We start from the raw sequence: 21,611 nt of genomic DNA, 5'->3' as shown, positions 1-21,611 counted from the left end.
TCGCACCGATGCCCATAGTGGCCGTGCGATTCGACCAGGGCGCCGACCGTCGCTCGGGCGTGGAGATTGATGGGAATGATGCAGGACGCGGTGTCGCCGGCGGCGAGCGACGAGACGGTTGTCAAGGTGACGGACCGTCGTGCTTCCTTTGCCCTACCTGGTCTGATCCTGGCCGGCGGCGCTCTGCTGTGCGCCATCGCGACCCTGCTGATGCTTCTCGGGCTGACGCCAGTCGCCCCGACATCCTCGGTCGTTTTCACCTCGGTCGTTATCAATGGACTTTTCGTCCTGGGGCTGATTGCTCTTATTGCCCGTGAGGTGGCGCGGCTGATGAAGGCGCGCAGCCGTGGCCGCGCGGCAGCCCGCCTGCATATCCGCATTGTCGTTCTATTCTCGATCGTCGCGATCACGCCAGCCATTCTCGTCGCCATCGTTGCCAGCCTGACGCTCAATGTCGGCCTGGATCGCTGGTTCGGCGTGCGAACGCAGCAGATCATCAGCTCCTCGCAGAACGTCGCGCAAGCCTATCTGATGGAGAATGCGAGCTATCTGCAGGGTCAGACCGTGTCGATGGCCAACGATCTGGAGCGCAACCGTTCGCTCTTCAATCTCGATCGCACCGGCTTTGCCGACTTGATGACCCGTCAGGCACGCGGGCGCGGCTTGCTGGGTGCATTTCTCGTGCGCCGCGACGGCAGCGCCATTGTCCAAGCCGAGATCAAGACCGAACGCCCGCTGCCGGCCATTCCAAAAGACGCGCTTGATTCTTCGGCCAACGGGCAACCGACTCTCATTCCGCCTGGCGTAACCAATCTTGTCGGCGCGGTCATCAAGCTCGATGAAATACCCGGCGCGTTCCTCTATACCGTTCGGGCGGTCGATCCGCGCGTCATGAATGCTATGCGGATGGTGGAGGACAACACCGTCGAGTACAAGGCGATGGAAGAAGGGCGCATGTCGCTTCAGATCGCCTTTGCCGTTCTCTATATCGGCTTTGCTCTGATCGTGCTTTTGGCGGCAATCTGGACCGCTATCGCGATCGCTGATCGCATCGTCAGGCCCATCCGTCTCCTCATCAGTGCTGCGGATAACGTTGCTTCGGGGAACATGAACGTGCTGGTGCCGGTACGCTCGGCTGACGGCGACGTCGGCAGCCTGTCGCGCACCTTCAACAAGATGATCTCGGAAATTCGCACGCAGCGCGATGAAATCCTTGAAGCGAAGGACGAGGTCGATGACCGCCGCCGCTTCATCGAAGCCGTGCTTTCGGGTGTGACGGCGGCCGTGATCGGTGTCGAGCATGATCGGCGCATCACCATCGTCAACACCTCGGCCGAAGACCTGCTGACGCTCAAGAGTGACGAGCTCATCGGCAAGAATCTGTCCGATATCTCGCCAGAGGTCGACCAAGTCGTGACGGAAGCGACGACGCGCCATCGCAGCGATTTCCGCAAACAGATCAGCCTTGTTCGCGGCGGAACGGTACGCACGCTCAGCGTTCAGGTAACGCGCGAGGAATCGCGCGACGCCAATGAATCCTATGTGATCACGCTAGACGATATCACCGATCTGGTCATTGCGCAGCGCTCGACCGCCTGGGCCGATGTTGCACGCCGTATCGCGCATGAGATCAAGAACCCACTGACGCCGATTCAGCTATCGGCTGAGCGCATCCGCCGCCGTTTCGGCAAGAACATCGCCGATGCCGACCGTCCGGTCTTCGACCAGTGCACGGATACGATCATCCGGCAGGTTGGCGATATCGGCCGTATGGTCGACGAGTTCTCCTCCTTCGCCCGCATGCCGAAGCCGACCATGGAGCCGACCGATCTGCGCGATATTCTGCGCGACGCCGTGTTCCTGCGCGAAATGGGCAATACACATGTCCAGTTCGGGCGTGAGCTGGGCGACGAACGGCTGGAGGGCATGTTCGATGCGCGAATGCTCGGCCAGGCCTTCGGCAATCTCATCAAGAATGCCGTCGAGGCAATCGAAGGCGTACCGAGCGACCAGGCGCCCGAGCAGCCGAAGATCCTCGTGCGCTCGTCGCTCGATCCGGATCGCGATCGCTTCACTGTCGACGTCATCGACAATGGCCGCGGTCTGCCAGTCGAGAACCGGCACAGCATTCTCGAACCGTACATGACGATGCGCGAGAAGGGCACGGGCCTTGGCCTCGCCATCGTCAAGAAGATCATTGAAGACCATGGCGGGCAGATCGAACTCCACGACGCGCCCGCCGATTTCGACCAGGGCAGGGGGGCCATGATCCGCGTGCATCTGCCGCGCCGTGAGCAAGCCGCCGTCGCCCATACGGAAAATGACAAGGAAAGCGTCTATGGCATCTGATATTCTCGTAGTCGACGACGAGGAAGACATTCGCGAAATCGTTTCGGGAATTCTTTCGGATGAGGGGCACGAAACCCGCACCGCGCATGACAGCGACAGCGCGCTCGCCGCGATTTCCGATCGCGCGCCGCGGCTGATCTTTCTCGATATCTGGATGCAGGGCAGCAAGCTCGATGGACTGGCGCTATTGGATGAGATCAAGGCGCGCCATCCAGAGCTGCCCGTGGTCATGATTTCGGGTCATGGCAATATCGAAACGGCTGTCTCCGCCATCAAGCGCGGCGCTTTCGATTTCATCGAAAAGCCGTTCAAAGCCGATCGCCTCATCCTGATCGCCGAGCGCGCATTGGAAAATTCCAAGCTGAAGCGCGAAGTCTCGGAGCTGAAGCGCCGCACCGGCGACGCCGTGGAATTGATCGGCACGTCGGTTGCCGTGTCGCAGCTGCGCCAGACGATCGACAAGGTATCGCCGACCAACAGCCGTATCATGATCTTCGGTCCGTCGGGCTCCGGCAAGGAGCTCGTGGCCCGGATGATCCACAAGAAGTCGACCCGCGCCAATGGCCCCTTCGTGGCGCTGAATGCAGCGACGATCACGCCAGAGCGCATGGAAATCGCCCTGTTCGGCACCGAAGGCTCGCCAGGGCAGGCGCGCAAAATCGGTGCCCTGGAAGAGGCCCATCGCGGCATCCTCTATCTCGACGAAGTCGGTGAAATGCCGCGCGAGACGCAGAACAAGATCCTGCGCGTCCTCGTCGACCAGCAGTTCGAGCGCGTCGGCGGCTCGAAGCGCGTCAAGGTGGATGTGCGTATCATCTCGTCCACGGCCTACAATCTCGAGAGCCGCATTGCAGAGGGCCTTTTCCGCGAGGATCTCTATCACCGTCTCGCTGTCGTGCCTGTACGCGTCCCGGCTCTTGCCGAGCGCCGGGAGGATATTCCCTTCCTCGTGGATCAGCTGATGCGCCAGATTTCGGAGCAGGCGGGCATCCGGCCGCGCCGGATCGGTGACGACGCCATGGCGGTGCTGCAGGCGCATGACTGGCCCGGCAATATCCGCCAGCTGCGCAACAATATCGAGCGGTTGATGATCCTGGCACGCTCTGACGGCGCAGAAACGCCGATCACGGCGGAAATGCTGCCGACCGACCTCGGCGATATGCTGCCAAAGGTCTCCGCCAAGAACGATTATCACATCATGACATTGCCGCTGCGCGAAGCGCGCGAAATGTTCGAGCGCGATTATCTCATCGCTCAGATCAACCGGTTCGGCGGCAATATCTCGCGCACGGCGGAATTTGTCGGCATGGAACGCTCGGCACTCCATCGCAAGCTGAAGTCGTTGGGCGTCTGATCGGCCGCCCGACATTTCGAACATCACAGAATTCGGATCAGGGGCTTTCATGCCGAGAATAGCTTACGTCAACGGCCGCTACGTCAAGCACAACGACGCCATGGTGCATATCGAGGATCGCGGCTATCAGTTCGCCGACGGCGTCTACGAGGTGTGCGAGGTTCGTCATGGCGTGATCGTCGATCTGACGCGCCATCTCGATCGCCTCAACCGTTCGCTGGGCGAGCTGCGCATCGCCTGGCCGATGACGCGCCAGGCATTGGTGCTGGTGATTCGCGAGACCTTGCGCCGCAATCACGTCCGCAACGGTCTGTTCTACCTGCAGGTCACTCGCGGCGTCGCCCGGCGCGATCACGTCTTTCCGCCTGATGGCACGCCGTCCTCGATCGTCGTCACTGCCAAGAGCACCGATCAGTCCGTGATTGCCAAGAAGAATGCCAATGGCATCAAGGCGATCACCGTCCGCGACAATCGCTGGGATCGGGTGGATATCAAGTCGGTCGGCCTGCTTCCGAACGCCATGGCCCGCCAGCAGGCCAAGGAAGCCGGCGCGCAGGAGGCGATCTATATCGATCACAACGGCATGGTGAAGGAAGGTGCGGCGACCAACGTCTGGATCGTCGATCACGACGGGAATCTCGTCACCCGCCCCGCCGAACACGGCATCCTGCGCGGCATCACCCGCACCACGCTGATGGACGTTGCAGCCAAGCTCGATGTGACGATCGTCGAGCGATTCTTCTCGGTCGAAGAGATGATGAAGGCCCGCGAAGTCTTCATCACAGCGGCGACAAGTATCTGTTTTCCGGTCGTTTCTATCGATGGATTGACGATAGCGAACGGTCATCCAGGCAGCATGTCACAGAAAATTCGTGAAGCCTTTTTCGACGTTGCGGAAAAGACTGCGATTTGATACCAACATTCGCTGGGGGGAGAGAATGAGGGTATCTCCCGTCCGGGACCTCTGTATACCATGACATTCAACCGGCTCAGGCCGGCAAAAAAGAAAGAAGCGGCGCGATGGCGGAACGTTCTCAGAACTTGCAGGACTTGTTTCTCAATACTGTTCGCAAGCAAAAGATTTCACTCACAATTTTCTTGATTAACGGCGTGAAGCTCACAGGTGTCGTAACCTCATTCGACAATTTCTGCGTCCTGCTCCGCCGCGATGGCCATTCGCAACTCGTCTACAAGCATGCAATCTCGACGATCATGCCGGGTCAGCCGATGCAGATGTTCGAGAGCGAAGAAGCCGCATCCTAACCGGGACTTGCCGTTATCACGACACGCGATACCAAAAATGATTCCCTCATCCCGGAGACCGTAAAACACCGGGATGACATGCGCGCCGTTGTCGTCGTGCCTGTACTGAAACAGGCGCGCTCCGCGCGTTCCGCTCAAGCCGACAGTGCCATCTCCGTTTCACGCCCGCCCGAAAGCCGGTTGGAAGAGGCCAAGGGTCTCGCGCTGGCCATCGATCTCGATGTCGTCAACGGCTCCATCGTGCCGATCAACGACCCGCGGCCGGCAACTCTGCTCGGCACTGGCAAGATCGAAGAAATCCTTGCGCTTCTCGATGAGTTCAACGCCGGGCTCGTCATCGTCGATCATCCCCTGACGCCCGTTCAGCAGCGCAATCTCGAGAAGGCATGGAACGCCAAGGTCATCGACCGTACCGGCCTCATTCTCGAAATCTTCGGCCGCCGCGCCTCCACCAAGGAAGGCACGCTGCAGGTCGAACTTGCACATCTGAACTATCAGAAGGGCCGGCTGGTTCGAAGCTGGACCCACCTTGAACGCCAGCGCGGCGGTGCCGGCTTCATGGGCGGCCCGGGTGAAACCCAGATCGAAGCCGACCGTCGCATGCTGCAGGAGCGGATCATCCGGCTGGAGCGTGAGCTGGAACAGGTCGTTCGCACCCGGCAGCTTCATCGCGCCAAGCGAAAGAAGGTGCCGCATCCGATCGTGGCTCTGGTCGGCTACACCAATGCCGGCAAGTCGACGCTGTTCAACCGCATCACCGGTGCCGGCGTTCTTGCCGAAGACATGCTGTTTGCGACGCTCGACCCGACGCTGCGCCGCATGAAGCTGCCGCATGGCCGCACCGTCATCCTCTCCGACACGGTCGGCTTCATCTCCGACCTGCCGACTCACCTGGTGGCCGCCTTCCGTGCGACGCTGGAAGAGGTGCTGGAGGCCGACCTGATCTTGCATGTCCGCGATCTCTCGGATGACGACAATCAGGCGCAAAGCGCCGACGTCATGCGCATTCTGGGCGATCTCGGCATTGGCGAGGCGGAAGGTGCGGAGCGCATCCTCGAGGTCTGGAACAAGATCGACCGCCTGGAACCGGAAGCTCACGATGCCATCGTCCAGAAGGCGTCGACAACGGAAAACGTCATTGCCGTCTCGGCGATATCAGGCGAGGGCGTCGATCATCTGATGGATGAAATCAGCCGGCGTCTCTCCGGCGTGCTGACGGAAACGACGATTACACTGCCTGTCGAAAAGCTGGCACTGCTGCCCTGGCTTTACAATCATGCTGTCGTCGACAACCGCGAGGACAATGAGGACGGAACGGTGACGCTCGACGTCCGCCTGACCGAGGCTGAAGCGGCTGAATTGGAGCGGCGCATGGGGAATGGCCCGAAGCCGCAACGCGACGACTGGGAATAGGCGGGTTTACGCCGACTTGACGCCCGTCAGCTGCCGCTCGATGGCTTTAGCCGACTGCCAGATCTCCTCCATCCGCTCCAGCGAGGCACCTTCCAGCGTCTCGCCTTCAGCTTCAAGCGTCGTTTCGATGTGATGGAAGCGGCGGCGGAACTTGGTGTTCGTTCCGCGCAAAGCCTGCTCCGGATCGGCCTTCACATGCCGGCCGATATTGACGACGGCGAAGATCAGGTCGCCGAGTTCGTCGCTGACCTTGGCCTTGTCGCCGCTTGCAAGTGCTGCCCGCAATTCGCCGATCTCCTCTTCGATCTTGTCGAGGATCGGTTCGGGCGCCGACCAGTCGAAACCGACCTTGGCGGCGCGTTCCTGCAGTTTCAAGGCTTCGGTCAGGGCAGGGAAAGTCCGCTGCACCGAACCCAGGAAACCGGCCTTGAAATCTTCCGTAATGCCGCTCTTCGCCCGCCGTTCGGCGCGTTCGCGCTTCTCCTCGGCTTTGATCCGATCCCATTGCAGCGTCACCGCATCCTCGGTCTTGGCGTCGGAGACGGCGAAGACATGCGGATGGCGGCGGATCATCTTGCGGGTGATGGCGTGCACGACATCACCGAAGGAAAATGCGCCGGCCTCCTCTGCGATCCGCGCGTGGAAGACAACCTGCAGCAGGAGATCGCCGAGCTCGTCGCAAAGATCGTCGTTATCCTTGCGCTCGATCGCATCGGCCACTTCATAGGCTTCCTCGATCGTGTAGGGCTTGATGGTTTCGAAGGTCTGGACGATGTCCCAAGGGCAGCCGCTTTCTGGGTTCCGCAGCGCCGCCATGATATCGATCAGGCCGGAAATGTCTCGCGATGCTTCCATCGTTGCCTCAAATTTTGTTCTGTCAGTTCAAAGGAATGTCGTTGCTACTCTTCGACGCCTGGTAGTTTTCGGAGAGATCGGCATAGGCCCGCTTGATGCGCGCTGTCTGTTCCTTCAGCTCGCCTTTGCGTAGGTCCGCTTCCGTCTCTACCAGGTCGGAAATGGCAAAGCTGTTCCAGAATGCGTTTCGACGGCGATAGCCACCCGGCTCCAGGCCGAAGACTTCTTTCAGGATCTTGAGATCATGCGGGATCGCAAAGGCATCCCGGGAATCTTCATGGCTGAAGAAATAGTAGAAATTATCGAAACCGGCCCAGGTGATCGCCGACATGCACATGGTGCAGGGCTCATGAGTCGACAGAAAGATCAAGTCCTTGGTCGCGGGCTTCTCGCCGAGTTCGTAGAAGCGCTTCAGGGTGTGAACCTCGCCATGCCAGAGCGGGTTTTTCAGTTCATTGTTAGTTTCCGCGATGACGAGCGAGAGATCGGACTTGCGCAGAATGGCAGCCCCGAAGATCTTGTTGCCGGCTGTCACGCCCTGGCGTGTCAGGGGTAAGATGTCGTGCTCGACGACGTTGAGGAGGCGTGCAGCGATGCTGTTGTCAGACAAGGGTTTTCTCCAACGATTTTCGCTGCAGTCTATCGGGGTTGCAAATGTCGCGGTATGCGTAAATAACTTAAAGACTGTGTTTGCCACAAGCAATAAAGCAGCTCGGCAACGGGGCTGAGTCACAAAAATCTATAGATTTTATAGGCTTATTGCGATCTGCTCGCCTGGTGAGTTTTGCTCAAATCCTTGACATGTCGAGCAAAAGAATACGCGCATGCATGGGCATTAGAATTTCTGTTTCTTCAATCTCTTGGCCGCAGGGGCGATATTCGCCAAATCTCGAAGTGGAACCATGATGCCTCCCAGGACTGAACAGCTTTCGGTGTTTCCCGCTTTCTTCCGCGTGGAAGGAAGGGTAGCGGCTGTCTTCGGCAATGGCGATGAAGCTTTCGCTAAGGCGCGGCTGCTGATGAACACGCAGGCCCGGATCGTCGCCTACGCGTCGGCGCCGGAGGCTGATTATCATGCCTTTCTCATCGCCAACCGCATCGAAACCGTACGCGGCGATTTTTCACCCGATCAGGTCAAGGGCGCGACGCTCGTCTTTGCTGCTACTGGCGATGCCGAGGCGGATCGCGCCATCGTCGACGCGGCTCGCGCTGAGCGTATCCCCGCAAACGCCGTCGATCAGCCTCAATACTGCGATTTCTACACGCCGGCTCTGGTCAATCGTGCGCCTGTTGCCGTTGCAATCGGCACCGAGGGTGCCGGACCTGTGCTGGCACAGATGATCCGCGCGCAGATCGACCAGATGCTGTCCCCTTCGCTCGGTAAACTGGCGGAGCTGGCTACGCGCTATCGCAAGCCGGTCGAGCGTTTCGTGGCGCGGGGCGTTGCGCGTCGCGTTTTCTGGCGGCAGTTCTTTTCCGGACCGGTGGCCGATGCCATCAATGCCGGTCATGCCGCACAGGCGGAGCAGGTGGCCGATGAGCTGCTGCAGTCGCCGCGCGATGTCGAGGGTCGCGTCTGGCTGGTCGGCGCCGGCCCCGGCGCTGAAGATCTGCTGACATTGCGCGCGCAGCGCGTGATGATGGAAGCAGATGTCATCGTCTATGACGCGCTGGTGCCGCAGGCGATCGTCGATATGGGCCGTCGCGACGCCGAGCGCCTGTCCGTCGGCAAGCGCAAGGGATGCCATAGCAAGTCGCAGGAAGAGATCAACGATCTGCTGGTGCAGCTTGGCCGCGAAGGCAAGCGTGTCGTGCGGCTGAAGTCGGGCGATCCTCTGGTTTACGGCCGTGCCGGCGAGGAAATGGCGGCTCTGCGCGCCGCCGGTATCGGCTATGAGATCGTTCCGGGCATCACCTCGGCTTTCGCTGCCGCCGCGGATTTCGAACTGCCGCTGACGCTGCGTGGCGTCGCCTCTTCGCTTGTCTTCACAACGGGTCACGATCTCACAGGCGATGTGCTGCCCGACTGGGCGAGTTTGGCCGTATCCGGCGCCACCATTGCCGTGTATATGGGACGCACGGTTGCCGCTTCCGTCGCCGGCCGTCTGATGCAAGCCGGCTTGCCGCCCGAGACGACCGTTGCCATCATCGAGAATGCCAGCCGGCGCGATCGCCGCTTGATGCACGGCATCCTGCGGGATCTGCCCGATCTCGAGCATCGCGATGAGCTGGGTGGGCCGGTCATGGTCATTATCGGCGATGCCGTCGCCGGTGCGAATTTTGAACAATCCGAGCCGCTGGTCCGTCGGGAGACCGCTGCTCAAGACTATGCAAGGAACTGATTGATGGTCGACAAAGTTCTGACCGCAAACCGGCTCACCGATGGCGTCGCCGTCTGGCTGAACGCAAATGGTGAGTGGGTGACATCGCTGCAGGAAGCGCTGGTCGCTCGCCATGCCGAAGCGGAAGCCGCCCTAGAAGCGATCGGTAAGCAGGCCTATGCTGACAACAAGGTCGTCGACGTCAATCTGATCGATGTGCAGGAAACCGGCGGCAAGCTTTGGCCGCTGCGCCTGCGCGAGCGCATCCGCGCCGAAGGCCCCACCATGGAATACGCGCCGGGCTATGCCCCGGCCGATCCCGATTTCATTGCAGTCTGAGAAGTCCCGAGGAAGTCATGTATCGTTACGATGAATTCGACCACGCCTTTGTTGCGGAACGGGTCGCCCAGTTTCGCGATCAGGTGGAGCGGCGCCTCTCGGGTGAGCTTTCGGAAGATGCCTTCAAGCCGCTGCGCCTGATGAACGGCGTTTATCTGCAGCTGCATGCCTATATGCTGCGCATCGCCATTCCCTATGGCACGCTGAGCTCGCGCCAGATGCGCATGCTCGCCCATGTCGCGCGCACCTATGACCGCGGCTATGGCCACTTCACCACGCGTCAGAACCTGCAGTTCAACTGGCCGAAGCTTTCCGAAATGCCGGATGCACTGGCCGATCTTGCTTCTGTCGAGATGCATGCGATCCAGACCTCCGGCAATTGCATTCGCAACGTAACGGCGGATCATTTCGCCGGTGCTGCGGCTGACGAAGTCGCCGATCCCAGGCCCTATGCCGAAATCCTGCGCCAATGGTCGTCGGTTCATCCGGAATTTTCCTTCCTGCCGCGCAAGTTCAAGATCGCCGTCACCGGCGCCGAGCGTGACCGCGCTGCGATCCAGGTGCATGATATCGGCCTTCATCTGAAGAAGAACGACAAGGGCGAGATCGGCTTTGCCGTTTACGTCGGCGGCGGGCAGGGACGCACGCCGCTGGTTGCCAAGCTGATCCGCGACTATTTGCCGGAAGCGGATCTTCTCTCCTACATCACCGCCATCATGCGTGTTTACAATCTACATGGCCGCCGCGACAACAAGTACAAGGCGCGCATCAAGATCCTCGTGCATGAAACCGGCGCCGAGGAACTGGCACGTCAGGTCGAAGTCGAGTTCGACAAGCTGCGAGACACCGAACTGAAGCTGCCGGAAGCCGATGTCCAGGCCATCTCGGCCTATTTCGCGCCGCCGGCACTGCCACAGCGTGCCGAAGGCTGGGAAAGCCTGGCGCGCTGGAAAAAGGCCGATCCGGCCTTTGCCCGCTGGGTCCAGCAGAATGTGCAACCGCACAAGAATCCCGATTACGGCATGGTGACCATTTCGCTGAAGCCGATCGGCGGCATTCCCGGCGACGCCTCGGACGCGCAGATGGAAGCTGTGGCGGATATTGCCGAGGAATATGCCTTCGACGAGATCCGAGTCAGCCACGAGCAGAACCTCATCCTGCCGCATGTGGCGCTGGCCGATCTCGAAGCTGTCTATCGTGGCCTTGTGGCCAATGGTCTCGAAACCGCGAATGCGGGCCTGATCACTGATATCATCGCCTGTCCCGGTCTCGATTATTGCGCGCTTGCCAACGCGCGTTCCATTCCGGTTGCGCAGGAGATTTCCACGCGGTTTGGCTCGCCCGAGCGGCAGGCGGAGATCGGCGAGCTGAAGATCAAGATTTCCGGCTGCATCAATGCCTGCGGCCATCACCATGTCGGTCATATCGGCCTGCTTGGGGTCGAGAAGAAGGGTGCGGAACTCTATCAGATCACGCTCGGCGGCTCTGGCGACGAGAATACGTCGATCGGCGAGATCATCGGCCGCGGCTTCGAGCCCGATAAGGTGACCGACGCCATCGAGACCATCGTCGATACCTATCTCGGCCTTCGTCTGGATCCTTCCGAAACCTTTCTGACCGCCTACCGTCGAGTCGGGCCGCAGCCGTTCAAGACCGCGCTTTACGGCGCGTCCTCGTCCGCAGCCGAAGCGGCGTAAGGAGATTGATTATGACCAAGATCTGGCGGGAAACCGGCTTCGTGGAAAACGATCCGTGGGTCATCGAGACCGACGAGATTAAGGCGACCGAGCCGCAGAAGCCTCTGCTCGGCCTCGATGCGTTGATCGCAAAGGCGGAAGAGAGCAATGAGGCCGGCCTTGGCGTCGTCATCAAGCCAGCCGATGACGTGACCCGGCTGCAGCCTTATCTCGACCGTCTCGATATCGTCGCGGTCGCCTTTCCGGCATTCAGCGATGGCCGTGCCTTCAGCCATGCGTCGCTGCTGCGCCAACGCCTCGGCTATGCCAATGAGCTGCGTGCTGTCGGCGACGTGCTGATCGACCAGATTCCGTTGATGCTGCGCGTCGGTATCGATAGTTTCGCCGTCACCAACGCAACAGCGCTGAAGCGCCTGTCGGAAAATCGCCTTCCGGGCATTCCGCACTATTATCAGCCGACCGCTCGGCGTGCCGAAGGCGGACAGGCCTATAGCTGGCGGCGATTGCCGGCAAAGTCGGCCTGATGTCGAAAGGCGGCTGTGCGGCAGTTTGACAGTGTCGGATTGCCGTATTCAAGCCTTTCGAATTATGTACGTTCAGTGATATGGAAACTTGACTGGAATAGGCATATTTCAGTCCTATCCAGTCGGTTGGAATGGAATGCCTTTCAAAACCGGCTATATTGTTATATCAGCGTCGCGAAATGAGCCTGCCAGGGAATACGTGCCCAGGAAAAACGCGTAAGACTAATACGGGATTCGAGACAGAATGAACGCCCCCGCAAAGACAGATGAATTTGCCTCAGCAGTACCCGCCGGCGTTTTCGCCGAGAAGGTGCTGAGCGTCACACATTATACCGACCGGCTCTTTCGCTTCACCATGACCCGGCCGCAGGGCTTCCGTTTCCGCTCGGGCGAGTTCGCCATGATTGGCCTCATGGTCGATGGCAAACCGCTTTATCGCGCTTATTCGATCGCAAGCCCCGCCTGGGCCGATGAACTCGAGTTCTTTTCCATCAAGGTGCCGGATGGTCCGCTGACCTCGCACCTGCAAAATATCAAGCCCGGCGACGAAGTGCTGATGCGCAAGAAGCCGACCGGCACGCTGGTTCTAGACGCGCTGACCCCCGGCCGTCGGCTCTATATGTTCTCGACCGGTACCGGGGTTGCGCCGTTTGCGAGCCTCATCCGCGATCCCGAAACCTATGAAAAGTTCGAGGAAGTGATCCTCACCCACACGACGCGCGATGTTGCCGAGCTAAAATACGGTTTCGATCTCGTCGAGGAAATCCGCAATGACGAGATCCTCAGCGAAGTCGTCGGCGATAAGCTGCGCCACTACGCGACCGTCACCCGCGAAGAATTCCCCTTCAAGGGCCGCATCACCGATCTCATCGAAAACGGCAAGCTTTTCAGCGACCTCGGCGTGCCGCCGCTGGATCCCGCGATCGATCGCGGCATGATCTGCGGCTCCTCCGCCATGCTGAAGGACACCAAGGGTCTGCTCGAAAAGGCCGGCCTGAACGAAGGTGCCAACAACAAGCCGGCGGAGTTCGTCATCGAACGCGCTTTCGTCGGTTAAGCGAATTATTCCAATGCTAAATGAAAGGCGGTTTCGGCAACGAAGCCGCCTTTTTCATGCATTGTTGAGATAATCGATGAGTGCGGCCATGGCGATGCGTGCCTTGTCGGCATCACCGCCGCGGATGGCATCTATCGCCTGAACATGCATGGCAACCGCACCGTCCATGCGGTCATGCGTTCCAGTCGAATACCACAGCCGGCGCGCATGCGTTTGAACTGGAGCGAGCGCCGCTGTGATGAAATTGTTGGGGCAGGCGGCTTCCAACACCTCGTCGAAGGCCTTGTCGGCGGCGAAAAAACCGGGCAAGTCGCCGGTACCGGCGCATTCGGCCATCCGTCGGGCGCATTCCCGCAATCGCTCCCGTTGCTGCGGATCGGCATAGGTGGCGGCGAGCGCAGCCGCAATCGGTTCCAGTTCGCGCCGCACCTGCATGACATATTGATGATCTTCCGGACGAATTTCCGCGATTTGCAGGCCGACGCGCGGGCGCACATGGATCAATCCCTGCCAGGCAAGCTTCTGAATGGCCTCGCGCACCGGCGTCCGTCCGTGCCCCGCCATCTCGATCAGCTGTTTTTCGGTCACAAGGCCGCCTGGCTTCAACTCAAGCGACACAATCGCATATTCCAGCGCGAGATAGGCAAGATGGCTGAGCGAATTCTGCATCCGAAATTATGTCCGGCTTATGCGTGAGGGCGCACAGTGTCATCTGGCCTCGTCGAAGGCAACGGTCGTGATACGTCAACAAGGCCGGCTTGGCGGCCCGTTCAAATCGCCTTACCGGAAATCGTCGTCCCTCAGGGCCGACGATTTCGGGATATTTCGCAAGTGGAGCAAAGGAGCCGCGTCGTTATTGGCCGATTGCGGTTGCAAGACTGGGCGGCCTTCGTTTGGCAGCCATTAGCAGGTCCAATTCGGTGGACGACGGGCCGAACTTGTAGAAGAGGCGTTTTGCCTCCGCATCATCGAGGCGATATTTCCGTGCAAACTCGGCAATACTGTAGGGGCGGCCGCGGATGACTTTGCGGGTGGTTGTCCGATTGGCGTTTTCCGTCATGTTTCCAACCTCCTTTCGGTTCCCTTTTGGTACATAGCGTCGAGGTCACGCTTGGAAAGACCTAAAAAGGCCACGGCGCATTTTCGCGGTCTTGCATCTCACCTGGTGAGCACAACAAAAAAGGGAAGGCGGTGTGGCCCGCCTTCCCTTTTTTTCCTCTTCCCAATTCGGGCTTTCGCAGCCCGATGCGCTGCTAACGTCTGATCAGTCGGCCGACGAAAATCAGGATGCAGGCGCCGATGAAACCTGTGATCAGGTAGTTCAGCCATACATGGAACGGCAGGACGATGCCGAGCGTACGGAAAAGCCAGCTGGCAACGAGCGCGCCGACAATGCCGAGGATGATGTTCATGATGATGCCCGTGTTGCTTTTCATGATCATCTCGGCGAACCAGCCAGCTAGGCCGCCGATGATAATTGCTGCAATCCAACCGACGTTTGCGTCTTCCATAAAGAACCTCCTGAGGGCCCGACAGGTTGTTAACAATAGCTGATATACACCAAAAACGATTCGCACCCCAACTGTTGCGGATGGCGAGTCGATCGATCCGTTCATTGCAACCCTGATTATTAAGGGAAATTGTTACGGTTGTTTGGGTCTTTGAGAACCATTTGCCTTGTTGGAGCTCGTCCGCCTATGGCGTCGGATTTCCGATTTTCTTTAATAATAGGCGATTTCTTCCGTTCGATGCCATCATTTCGCGGTAGCGAGGTGAGGAAAAGCATCTTTGATCGCTCGCAGCCACAATTTTATGGGTTGACCACAATAGGGCGTCTGCATATGTTCCGCGCACTTCCAACCGGGGCAGCCTCTGCCTGCGGAGAGGGAGAGCGTAGCTCAGCCGGTAGAGCAACTGACTTTTAATCAGTAGGTCATGGGTTCGAACCCCATCGCTCTCACCATCAGCTTCCTCAATTCTGCAGTTTTTCGGGACTTGGTTCCGCACCCTCTGCCGGGTGCGAGAATGAGGTTTGCTTTTTCTCCGGACAATTCGGAATCCGAAAAATCGACCCGGTATTCGCCTGTTGCAAGGGAGATGCGCGAATCGGGATATTCATTAGGGAGCGCTGATCGACTACATGAATGCCCTTCAATACTAAAGGATCATGATGTCTGAACATCTGCGTTCACTAGAGTCGACAAGGCATTGCGTATCGGATCGAAAGCCTAAAGGTGTCATTATTTACATAATGGTCGCCGTCGTTGCGGTTATTATCGGGTCGACTTCTGGGCGGCACGAGAGCGCGGTGCAAGCTGTCTCACCCGTTGCAAAGCTGGTTCATTGAATGGACTGATCGGCTGGACCAAGGATCGGTCCAACCGGGCATAAGGCAGCAATCTTCGTTTTCGTGTTTGACGTAGATCAGAAGGCTGGATTGCGCGATATCGCCGCCTCTTGTTCGTGATATGGGAACAATAGGCTATGAGCGATGATCGATCTTTAGGATCGCGCTGCCGGCAGCTTCCGCAATAGATCATCGCCGACGTCGAGGAGGGTTTGAAATCGAGCCCGCCAGACGCCAGTTCATCAATCAATATCAACGTGCTGTCCCTTGATGGGGCAATGGCTTTGCACGCTTCGACATCGACAGATTCGAGACGTCTAGATGTATATTTCGAATCTAAGACGGTTGCGTCGTCGTCGACTGCCCAGCGCGCGCCGAGTTTTGTGGCTTGCGATAACGCACAGGTTGTTGATGACATTTGGTCCAAATTGACTGGTGAAGAATATCGATTTGATAGTACCATAACTCCATCAATGAGATGGTTGGTGAAGACGACGGGCGAATGATGGAATTCGTGGCAGAGCTGTCCCTATGGGAAATTTATGCAATCGTTTGCGGGTTGTTGGGTTCTCTGGGGCTTTTGTTTGGGTTCATAGCAGGCAAGAAGTTTTCGATAGCCTTACGCGTTCTGCCCCTGATGGGTATTGCGATCACGACACCGGTAACGGAGCGAATTGTGATCCCTTATCTTACGGAGCGCTATCCCGTGATCTTTGCCAATAAGGATTTGCCTAGGAAGATCGATCAGAAAACCACGCTGACGAAGATAGATCTCACCGATCATATCTACAGCTATTTCTACGATCTTGACGACGATGATGACGATTTTGATCCGCCTCTCGTCAAATCCGCGCAGCTCACGGACCTCTGCGACTTCCTGCTGCCGAAGTTCAGTTCCGGCGAAGCATCTCTGGCCAATTACATCTATCAGCTGAAGGGCAGGGACTATTCCTTTTCGGTCGACAGCACCGACTGCTCCTGACATTTGGACAGGCAAAACATTAAGAGGGCCCTGAGATCGGCGATCGCTTGTGGACGGGTGTCTTCGACGCAGGTCTGCGGCCAGCGCCTATGCAATTATAGGCCTATGCGATTGTGGAAAGCGCGACGACCGCAACCGCAGTCAGGCCACCGAAGATCGGTAGCAGCTTCAGCATAACAAGCCGCGCGAGCTTTTTCCTTTCGACCGACGTCATGATCAGCTTCCTCACATGGCAGCGAAGCTTAAACGCATGAATTTCATGATTCGTTTCACGTCTATCGTCGCATTATAATATTATGTGTCGCTAAAAGTACAGTGAGGGGACGCTTTGTCGCTTCCAGAGACGGAATCCTGCGAAATGCGCTCGGCAGTTGGACGAGAGATCGCCGAGTATGATGGTGTTGTTAGTTCCATCGGAACCTAATCCTGTCACGTGAGTTCCCTTTTCAAAAGACAGGAGGCGCATTTGGCACAGGATCGACAAAGTGAATCGCAGGGCGGACGCGAGAAGAAGCAAGCCCTGGCGAAGATACAGCACAGCAAGGTGCGTAAGGACGACCGGTCGAATAAAGAAAAGGACGAGGCTTCCCTCGTTGCCGATCCCCGCAACAGGCTTGCCGAGGGTAAAGTCGATCCGCTGACAAAAGAGCGCAAGCCTCGGGACGCATGAGTCCCAGGGACGTCTGAGCGATGCACCGATGTCGGATCGTTGCTCGTGCGCGCATGGGCGGTTTCTCATGGAGAGATAATCGCGCAGTCCGACAAAAGTAGCGCAGCGACGATCGCGGGGCGATAATCGTTTCGGTAGCGGCGTTGCTGTTTGCGTCACCGACTTCATTCTCCATCATTTATGAATGCAATGACTTAGGTGACGATCGGTTTATACTGCCGTCGTTCAGCGCGATGGCCATGATGGCAAGAAGAACATATTCGCGCTTCCAGCCTGATTTTATCGCCGCAGCAACGAGGCCCTCGAGCGATGGTTCCAGGGCGAAAAGACAGGCTGTCAGATAGTTAGTCTGTGATGCTGCTTCCGAAGGGGGAGGGTTTATGGCGGGTCTCAACTTCCTACTCCGTCTATAGATTTGAGCGGATAGGGATGGACTGTAATTTCAGCCGGTTTCCCGGGTTTGTCTCGTTTATTGCAGAACATTGCTATGGCCGCGAGAAAGCCGAAGCCTTAATCAATGTCGATAGTGAGCGGGTGGCGATATCCAGATAACGCGCACGTGCTCTTGCCGGCATCAATGGCGCCAGCCTGCAGGGTCATTCCGGAAAAAGTTGCAGCGGTTTTCTGTCGGCATTCCGCAGGAACATATGTCCGACAGAAGGATCGCGGAACAAACGATCATAGCAAGCAAACAGCATCCAGATACCGCCGCTCGGTCTTTCCGTCAGGGTGATTTGATGAGAGCGCCGTGAAGGTCAACTCTACAGCCAGCTGGACGGTAGAGTTGACCACGATTCGAGAATGAAACGAGTTTTAGACCTTGCCGCCGTTCTTCTTGCAATCGCTTCGGAATTTGGCGCGTGCCTTTCCATGCAGACCCTTGGCGTCAGCCTGAGTCGAACATGCCTTGGAGACGGCAGTCTGCGCCGGCTTCGTTGCCTTCGGCTTGGTCGTTGTCGTCGTCGAGGGGGTCGACGTCGTTGCGCTCGGGGTTGTTGTGGTGGTGCTGGGGGTGGTCGCCGTTTGTGCCATGGCACTTACGCTGAAGAGTGCGACAAAGGCTGCAGTCGTGAACATAGTAGCAATACGCATGGGGGCTTTTCCTCCGCTGAGTAGCTGGGGTGGAATGTACGTTGTTCGACGAACATCAACAGCTTGAACCAATATTTTTACAAAAGCAATTCGTTCATCGGGCGGCTTAGCGACCCCTGGTCGAGCCCGGAAAACCGGGGAAAATCGGGGTTTTGCAACAGGCTGCTGGTTTTCCAATTCCGTCAACTTTAAGGCAAGACACCCGCCCGCTCGAAAAGGTGATTGGCTTTCCGGCACTCGCGTCGCTAGGAAAGGAATCGGAATGACATAGCCGGAGCCCATCGTGTCGCTTGCCGATATCTCGCTTCTGAGTGCCTTGCTCGCAGGAGCGCTTTCGTTTCTTTCACCTTGCGTGCTGCCGCTTGTGCCGCCTTATCTCTGCTACATGGCGGGAATCTCGGTCGAGCAGTTTCGCGGAGGTGGTGCAGCCGTAGCGGGAGGCCCGATTGTTCCCAGCCCGGGCGTCCGTGGCAATGTGCTGATGTCGGCGCTGTTCTTCACGTTGGGATTCGCCACCGTATTCATCGCGCTCGGCGCCGGCGCGTCCTCGATCGGCATGCTTTTGCGCCAGCACCTCGATATTCTCGCCAAGATTGGCGGTTTGATCATCGTCATCATGGGGCTGAACTTCCTCGGCGTCTTCCGTATCGGCCTTCTGGCCCGGGAGGCACGCTTTCAGAGCGGCGGCAAGCCGGCGACGCTGACGGGCGCCTATATCATGGGTCTTGCCTTCGCTTTCGGCTGGACGCCCTGCATCGGCCCGGTGCTGGGCGCCATCCTCGGCATTGCCGCCTCGCGTGAAACGGTCGGCGCTGGCGCCGGTCTGCTCGCCGTTTATTCGCTCGGCCTTGCCATTCCCTTCTGGATCGCTGCCGGTTTTTCCGGTGCCTTCATGCGCTTTCTCTCCCGTTTCCGCCGCCATCTCGGGACGGTCGAAAAGGTCATGGGCGGGCTTCTGGTGCTGACAGGGCTTGCTTTCATCTTCGGCTATGTCAGCGATATGGCAATCTGGTTTCAGCAGACCTTTCCAATCCTGATGAAAATCGGCTAAGTCGGGCGATACCTTTCGCCCGCATTTCCCTCGGTAAAATGGAACGTGCCTGATGGCTCACCCCCATGGCTGATATCATCGGTCTGCTGCTGCCATTCTTCGGCCTGATCCTGATCGGTTACGTCGCCGCACGCGTTACGAAGCAGCCGGCAGAAGCGCTCGGCTGGCTGAATACCTTCATCATCTATGCGGCATTGCCGGCGTTGTTCTTCAAGCTCGTGTCCCAGACGCCGATCGAACAGCTGACTCGGATCGATTTCATCGCCACCGATATCGCCGCGACCTACTCGATTTTCCTGCTCCTGTTCCTGATCGGCCGTTTCCTGCGCCGCAATTCGCTTGCCGACAGCACCATCCAGGCCTTTGCAGGCGCCTACGGCAATATCGGCTATATGGGACCGGGCCTTGCGCTGCTGGCGCTTGGCGAAAAGGCGGCTGTTCCGGTAGCGCTGATCGTATGCTTTGAAAACGCACTGCATTTCATCGTCGCGCCCGCCCTAATGGCGCTGGAAGGCGGCGATAAGCGCTCGCCATGGCGCGTTGCCGCCGATATCGCCCGGAAGGTGCTGCTGCACCCTTTCATCCTGTCGACAGCGCTGGGTTTTGTCGTAGCTGCGTTGTCGCTGCATCAACCGATCGCCTTCGAGCGATTTGTCAATTATCTTGCGCAAGCGGCTGCACCTTGTGCACTATTCGCCATGGGGGTAACACTCGCGCTGCGTCCGCTGAAGCGGATTCCAGTCGAGATCGGCTATATCGTGCCGGCAAAGCTCATCCTGCATCCGTTGATCGTCTATGTCGTTCTGCAAGCTGTCGGCGGCTTCGATCCGATCTGGATCGAGGCGGCGGTCCTTTTGGCGGCGCTGCCGACCGCAACGAACGTCTTCGTCATCGGTCAGCAATATGGCGTCTGGCAGGAGCGGGCTTCCGCGACCATCCTGATCACCACGGCCTGTTCCGTGGTGACGGTTTCCCTCGTTCTCTATCTGATAAAGTCGGGCGTCTTACCGGCGCAGCTTTTCCCGTAATGCCGACGAAAAATTGCGCAAGCCGCCACCGGGTTCGATGCCCTCGCGCATGACGATGTTGCGCAGCGGCGCAATGGCGGAAAGCACATGCAGGCCCGCGGCGCGCAGCATCTGTACGGGCAGGAAATCCGATAGCAGCGAACGGTTGAGGAGATCGACGCTCGCTGTACGGCTGACGATGTCGGCACGTCTCTTGCGGTCGAAACTGTCGCCCGCGGTGGCCGGGATCGCAAGGTCGGCGCGCGAGCAAAGAATGTCCGACAGGGCTAAGATGTCGCGAAGGCTGAGATTGAGGCCCTGCGCGCCGATCGGCGGGAAGACGTGGGCTGCCTCGCCGATCAGCGCGGCGCGACCCTTGCCGAAGCGATAGGCCGTCATGCCGGAAAGCGGCCAGACCTGCACGCTGTCCTCGATCGTGACCTGGCCGAGCATCGACTGCATCCGCTCCTCGACCAGCCGGCCGAGTTCTTCGAGCGACTTCTCCGCATTGGCAGCGGCTTCGGCCGGCTTCTGCACCCAGACGAGACTGGAGCGTCTGCCGGGCAGAGGTACCTGCGTGAAGGGGCCACTTTCGGTGTGAAATTCAGTGGAGATGTTCTGATGCGGCAGGCTATGCGTGAAATTCAGAACCATCGCCGATTGCGGATAAGACCAGCCCTTAGTTTTGATCCCGAGCGTCTCTCGCACCATCGAATTGCGGCCGTCCGCGCCGACGACGAATGCAGCTTCGATGGAATCGCCATTGTCGAGGGAGATCGAGACACCATCGTCGCGGAAGGCGATTTCGGAAGCCGTGGCTTCGATGCGGCTGACATTGCCTTCCGCTTCAATGGCTTGGCTGAGATTGTCGAGCAACACAGCATTCGGAATATTGTAGCCAAAGGCATCCAGCCCGATTTCCGATGCACGGAACGAGACCGTCGGCGCCCGCAGCAGCCGCGATGTGCCATCGATGATGCGCATCGTGATCAGTGGAGCGGCCGAAGGTACGATCCTGTCCCACAGCGTCAGGCGCTTCAGAAAGCGGATCGATTGGTCCATCAGCGCCGTCGTCCGCTTGTCGGCCTTGTTGTGCGGCGCGGCGACAAGGGCGACGGATCTCCCGCCGCGTGCCAGCGCGAAAGCCGTGATCATGCCGGCGAGTCCACCGCCGATAACGGCCACTTCAATCTGCTTCATATCGATGCCTCAATTGCCTTTGGTTCTGAAAATAAGCGCTTAGCCTGTTGAAATCCATGGGATGAAACATCGCAACGGGTGAAAATGACA

The 21,611-nt window shown here is 58.6% G+C and carries 21 protein-coding genes and 1 tRNA gene; 15 read left to right on the top strand and 7 right to left on the bottom strand.

Going from position 1 to position 21,611, the window contains the following annotated elements:
* Nucleotides 1-75 precede the first annotated feature (75 nt).
* The 5 genes from PH562_RS08985 (at nt 76) to hflX (ending at nt 6,379) form a co-directional block, all read left to right on the top strand.
* Nucleotides 76-2,349: a sensor histidine kinase NtrY-like gene (locus PH562_RS08985; protein ID WP_285172717.1), complete on the top strand. Its 2,274-nt coding sequence runs from the start codon at nt 76-78 to the stop codon at nt 2,347-2,349.
* Nucleotides 2,339-3,703, top strand: coding sequence for a nitrogen assimilation response regulator NtrX (ntrX, locus tag PH562_RS08980; protein WP_015339830.1), 1,365 nt, complete (start codon nt 2,339-2,341; stop codon nt 3,701-3,703). Before PH562_RS08985 ends, ntrX begins: the two co-directional genes overlap by 11 nt.
* 49 nt (nt 3,704-3,752) lie before the next feature.
* Nucleotides 3,753-4,616 (top strand): D-amino-acid transaminase, encoded by an 864-nt coding sequence (locus tag PH562_RS08975; RefSeq protein ID WP_285172716.1) that lies wholly within the window; start codon nt 3,753-3,755, stop codon nt 4,614-4,616.
* 107 nt (nt 4,617-4,723) lie between these two features.
* Complete coding sequence (gene hfq, locus PH562_RS08970; RefSeq protein WP_003539403.1) at nt 4,724-4,966, top strand: RNA chaperone Hfq; 243 nt, start codon at nt 4,724-4,726, stop codon at nt 4,964-4,966.
* A 78-nt stretch (nt 4,967-5,044) separates the two neighbouring features.
* Nucleotides 5,045-6,379, top strand: a complete 1,335-nt coding sequence (gene hflX, locus PH562_RS08965) for a GTPase HflX (protein ID WP_285172715.1) — start codon at nt 5,045-5,047, stop codon at nt 6,377-6,379.
* 6 nt (nt 6,380-6,385) lie between these two features.
* On the opposite strand, the gene mazG is transcribed toward hflX, so the two are convergent.
* Together mazG and PH562_RS08955 are read right to left on the bottom strand one after the other, a co-directional pair.
* The gene (gene mazG, locus PH562_RS08960; protein WP_285172714.1) at nt 6,386-7,234 is read right to left on the bottom strand and encodes a nucleoside triphosphate pyrophosphohydrolase; all 849 of its coding nucleotides are present in this window, start codon (nt 7,232-7,234) and stop codon (nt 6,386-6,388) included.
* A gap of 22 nt (nt 7,235-7,256) precedes the next feature.
* A complete protein-coding gene (locus PH562_RS08955; protein ID WP_285172713.1) occupies nt 7,257-7,844 on the bottom strand; it encodes a deaminase in 588 nt (195 codons plus the stop codon).
* A 295-nt stretch (nt 7,845-8,139) separates the two neighbouring features.
* Between PH562_RS08955 and cysG the strand changes: the two genes are divergently transcribed.
* The 5 genes from cysG (at nt 8,140) to PH562_RS08930 (ending at nt 13,172) form a co-directional block, all read left to right on the top strand.
* Nucleotides 8,140-9,576: a siroheme synthase CysG gene (gene cysG / locus PH562_RS08950; protein WP_285172831.1), complete on the top strand. Its 1,437-nt coding sequence runs from the start codon at nt 8,140-8,142 to the stop codon at nt 9,574-9,576.
* Between the two features lie 3 nt (nt 9,577-9,579).
* Complete coding sequence (locus PH562_RS08945) at nt 9,580-9,894, top strand: DUF2849 domain-containing protein (protein ID WP_113233434.1); 315 nt, start codon at nt 9,580-9,582, stop codon at nt 9,892-9,894.
* A 17-nt stretch (nt 9,895-9,911) separates the two neighbouring features.
* Entirely contained in the window at nt 9,912-11,591 is a 1,680-nt protein-coding gene (locus PH562_RS08940) for a nitrite/sulfite reductase (protein WP_285172712.1), read from the top strand.
* Between the two features lie 11 nt (nt 11,592-11,602).
* A complete protein-coding gene (locus PH562_RS08935; RefSeq protein WP_113233436.1) occupies nt 11,603-12,115 on the top strand; it encodes a DUF934 domain-containing protein in 513 nt (170 codons plus the stop codon).
* A gap of 244 nt (nt 12,116-12,359) precedes the next feature.
* A complete protein-coding gene (locus PH562_RS08930; RefSeq protein WP_132716536.1) occupies nt 12,360-13,172 on the top strand; it encodes a ferredoxin--NADP reductase in 813 nt (270 codons plus the stop codon).
* Between the two features lie 54 nt (nt 13,173-13,226).
* Here the strand turns inward: PH562_RS08930 and PH562_RS08925 are convergent, their stop codons facing one another.
* The 3 genes from PH562_RS08925 to PH562_RS08915 all read right to left on the bottom strand — a co-directional run bounded on the left by PH562_RS08925 (nt 13,227) and on the right by PH562_RS08915 (nt 14,683).
* Nucleotides 13,227-13,841, bottom strand: coding sequence for a GntR family transcriptional regulator (locus PH562_RS08925; protein WP_285172711.1), 615 nt, complete (start codon nt 13,839-13,841; stop codon nt 13,227-13,229).
* A gap of 184 nt (nt 13,842-14,025) precedes the next feature.
* On the bottom strand, nt 14,026-14,232 hold the full coding sequence (locus PH562_RS08920; protein ID WP_285172710.1) for a hypothetical protein: 207 nt from the start codon (nt 14,230-14,232) through the stop codon (nt 14,026-14,028).
* Nucleotides 14,233-14,425: 193 nt separating this feature from the next.
* Nucleotides 14,426-14,683 (bottom strand): GlsB/YeaQ/YmgE family stress response membrane protein, encoded by a 258-nt coding sequence (locus tag PH562_RS08915; protein WP_095434844.1) that lies wholly within the window; start codon nt 14,681-14,683, stop codon nt 14,426-14,428.
* A gap of 376 nt (nt 14,684-15,059) precedes the next feature.
* Between PH562_RS08915 and PH562_RS08910 the strand changes: the two genes are divergently transcribed.
* The 3 genes from PH562_RS08910 (at nt 15,060) to PH562_RS08900 (ending at nt 17,171) form a co-directional block, all read left to right on the top strand.
* Nucleotides 15,060-15,135 (top strand) — tRNA-Lys (locus tag PH562_RS08910).
* Between the two features lie 1,060 nt (nt 15,136-16,195).
* A complete protein-coding gene (locus tag PH562_RS08905) occupies nt 16,196-16,501 on the top strand; it encodes a hypothetical protein (protein WP_285172709.1) in 306 nt (101 codons plus the stop codon).
* A gap of 466 nt (nt 16,502-16,967) precedes the next feature.
* On the top strand, nt 16,968-17,171 hold the full coding sequence (locus PH562_RS08900; RefSeq protein WP_113233441.1) for a hypothetical protein: 204 nt from the start codon (nt 16,968-16,970) through the stop codon (nt 17,169-17,171).
* Nucleotides 17,172-17,984: 813 nt separating this feature from the next.
* Here PH562_RS08900 and PH562_RS08895 read toward each other — a convergent pair.
* Nucleotides 17,985-18,263 (bottom strand): PsiF family protein, encoded by a 279-nt coding sequence (locus PH562_RS08895; RefSeq protein ID WP_113233442.1) that lies wholly within the window; start codon nt 18,261-18,263, stop codon nt 17,985-17,987.
* Nucleotides 18,264-18,546: 283 nt separating this feature from the next.
* On the opposite strand from PH562_RS08895, the gene PH562_RS08890 reads away from it, so the two are divergent.
* Nucleotides 18,547-19,314: a cytochrome c biogenesis CcdA family protein gene (locus tag PH562_RS08890; RefSeq protein ID WP_113233443.1), complete on the top strand. Its 768-nt coding sequence runs from the start codon at nt 18,547-18,549 to the stop codon at nt 19,312-19,314.
* 65 nt (nt 19,315-19,379) lie between these two features.
* Nucleotides 19,380-20,342 carry an AEC family transporter gene (locus PH562_RS08885; RefSeq protein ID WP_285172708.1) on the top strand — a complete coding sequence of 321 codons (963 nt, stop codon included), beginning with the start codon at nt 19,380-19,382 and terminating at the stop codon, nt 20,340-20,342.
* Here the strand turns inward: PH562_RS08885 and PH562_RS08880 are convergent.
* Nucleotides 20,319-21,521: a UbiH/UbiF family hydroxylase gene (locus PH562_RS08880; protein ID WP_285172707.1), complete on the bottom strand. Its 1,203-nt coding sequence runs from the start codon at nt 21,519-21,521 to the stop codon at nt 20,319-20,321. The two genes, PH562_RS08885 and PH562_RS08880, sit on opposite strands and share 24 nt — an antisense overlap.
* Nucleotides 21,522-21,611: the final 90 nt, after the last annotated feature.

This window comes from Rhizobium centroccidentale (genome assembly GCF_030182565.1).
In the GTDB taxonomy this organism is placed as follows: Bacteria; Pseudomonadota; Alphaproteobacteria; order Rhizobiales; family Rhizobiaceae; genus Rhizobium.
The sequence above is the reverse complement of the archived record's forward strand: the minus strand, read 5'-3'. Positions and strand labels throughout refer to the sequence as shown.

Coding starts and splice junctions, on each gene's coding strand:
- ntrX (WP_015339830.1), top strand. CDS start 2,339: ATGGCATCTGATATTCTCGTAGTCGACGACGAGGAAGACATTCGCGAA.
- PH562_RS08940 (WP_285172712.1), top strand. CDS start 9,912: ATGTATCGTTACGATGAATTCGACCACGCCTTTGTTGCGGAACGGGTC.
- PH562_RS08880 (WP_285172707.1), bottom strand. CDS start 21,521: ATGAAGCAGATTGAAGTGGCCGTTATCGGCGGTGGACTCGCCGGCATG.
- PH562_RS08895 (WP_113233442.1), bottom strand. CDS start 18,263: ATGCGTATTGCTACTATGTTCACGACTGCAGCCTTTGTCGCACTCTTC.
- cysG (WP_285172831.1), top strand. CDS start 8,140: ATGCCTCCCAGGACTGAACAGCTTTCGGTGTTTCCCGCTTTCTTCCGC.
- PH562_RS08925 (WP_285172711.1), bottom strand. CDS start 13,841: ATGCAGAATTCGCTCAGCCATCTTGCCTATCTCGCGCTGGAATATGCG.
- PH562_RS08935 (WP_113233436.1), top strand. CDS start 11,603: ATGACCAAGATCTGGCGGGAAACCGGCTTCGTGGAAAACGATCCGTGG.
- mazG (WP_285172714.1), bottom strand. CDS start 7,234: ATGGAAGCATCGCGAGACATTTCCGGCCTGATCGATATCATGGCGGCG.
- PH562_RS08975 (WP_285172716.1), top strand. CDS start 3,753: ATGCCGAGAATAGCTTACGTCAACGGCCGCTACGTCAAGCACAACGAC.
- PH562_RS08915 (WP_095434844.1), bottom strand. CDS start 14,683: ATGGAAGACGCAAACGTCGGTTGGATTGCAGCAATTATCATCGGCGGC.
- PH562_RS08920 (WP_285172710.1), bottom strand. CDS start 14,232: ATGACGGAAAACGCCAATCGGACAACCACCCGCAAAGTCATCCGCGGC.
- PH562_RS08985 (WP_285172717.1), top strand. CDS start 76: ATGATGCAGGACGCGGTGTCGCCGGCGGCGAGCGACGAGACGGTTGTC.
- PH562_RS08885 (WP_285172708.1), top strand. CDS start 19,380: ATGGCTGATATCATCGGTCTGCTGCTGCCATTCTTCGGCCTGATCCTG.
- hfq (WP_003539403.1), top strand. CDS start 4,724: ATGGCGGAACGTTCTCAGAACTTGCAGGACTTGTTTCTCAATACTGTT.
- PH562_RS08945 (WP_113233434.1), top strand. CDS start 9,580: ATGGTCGACAAAGTTCTGACCGCAAACCGGCTCACCGATGGCGTCGCC.
- hflX (WP_285172715.1), top strand. CDS start 5,045: ATGCGCGCCGTTGTCGTCGTGCCTGTACTGAAACAGGCGCGCTCCGCG.
- PH562_RS08930 (WP_132716536.1), top strand. CDS start 12,360: ATGAACGCCCCCGCAAAGACAGATGAATTTGCCTCAGCAGTACCCGCC.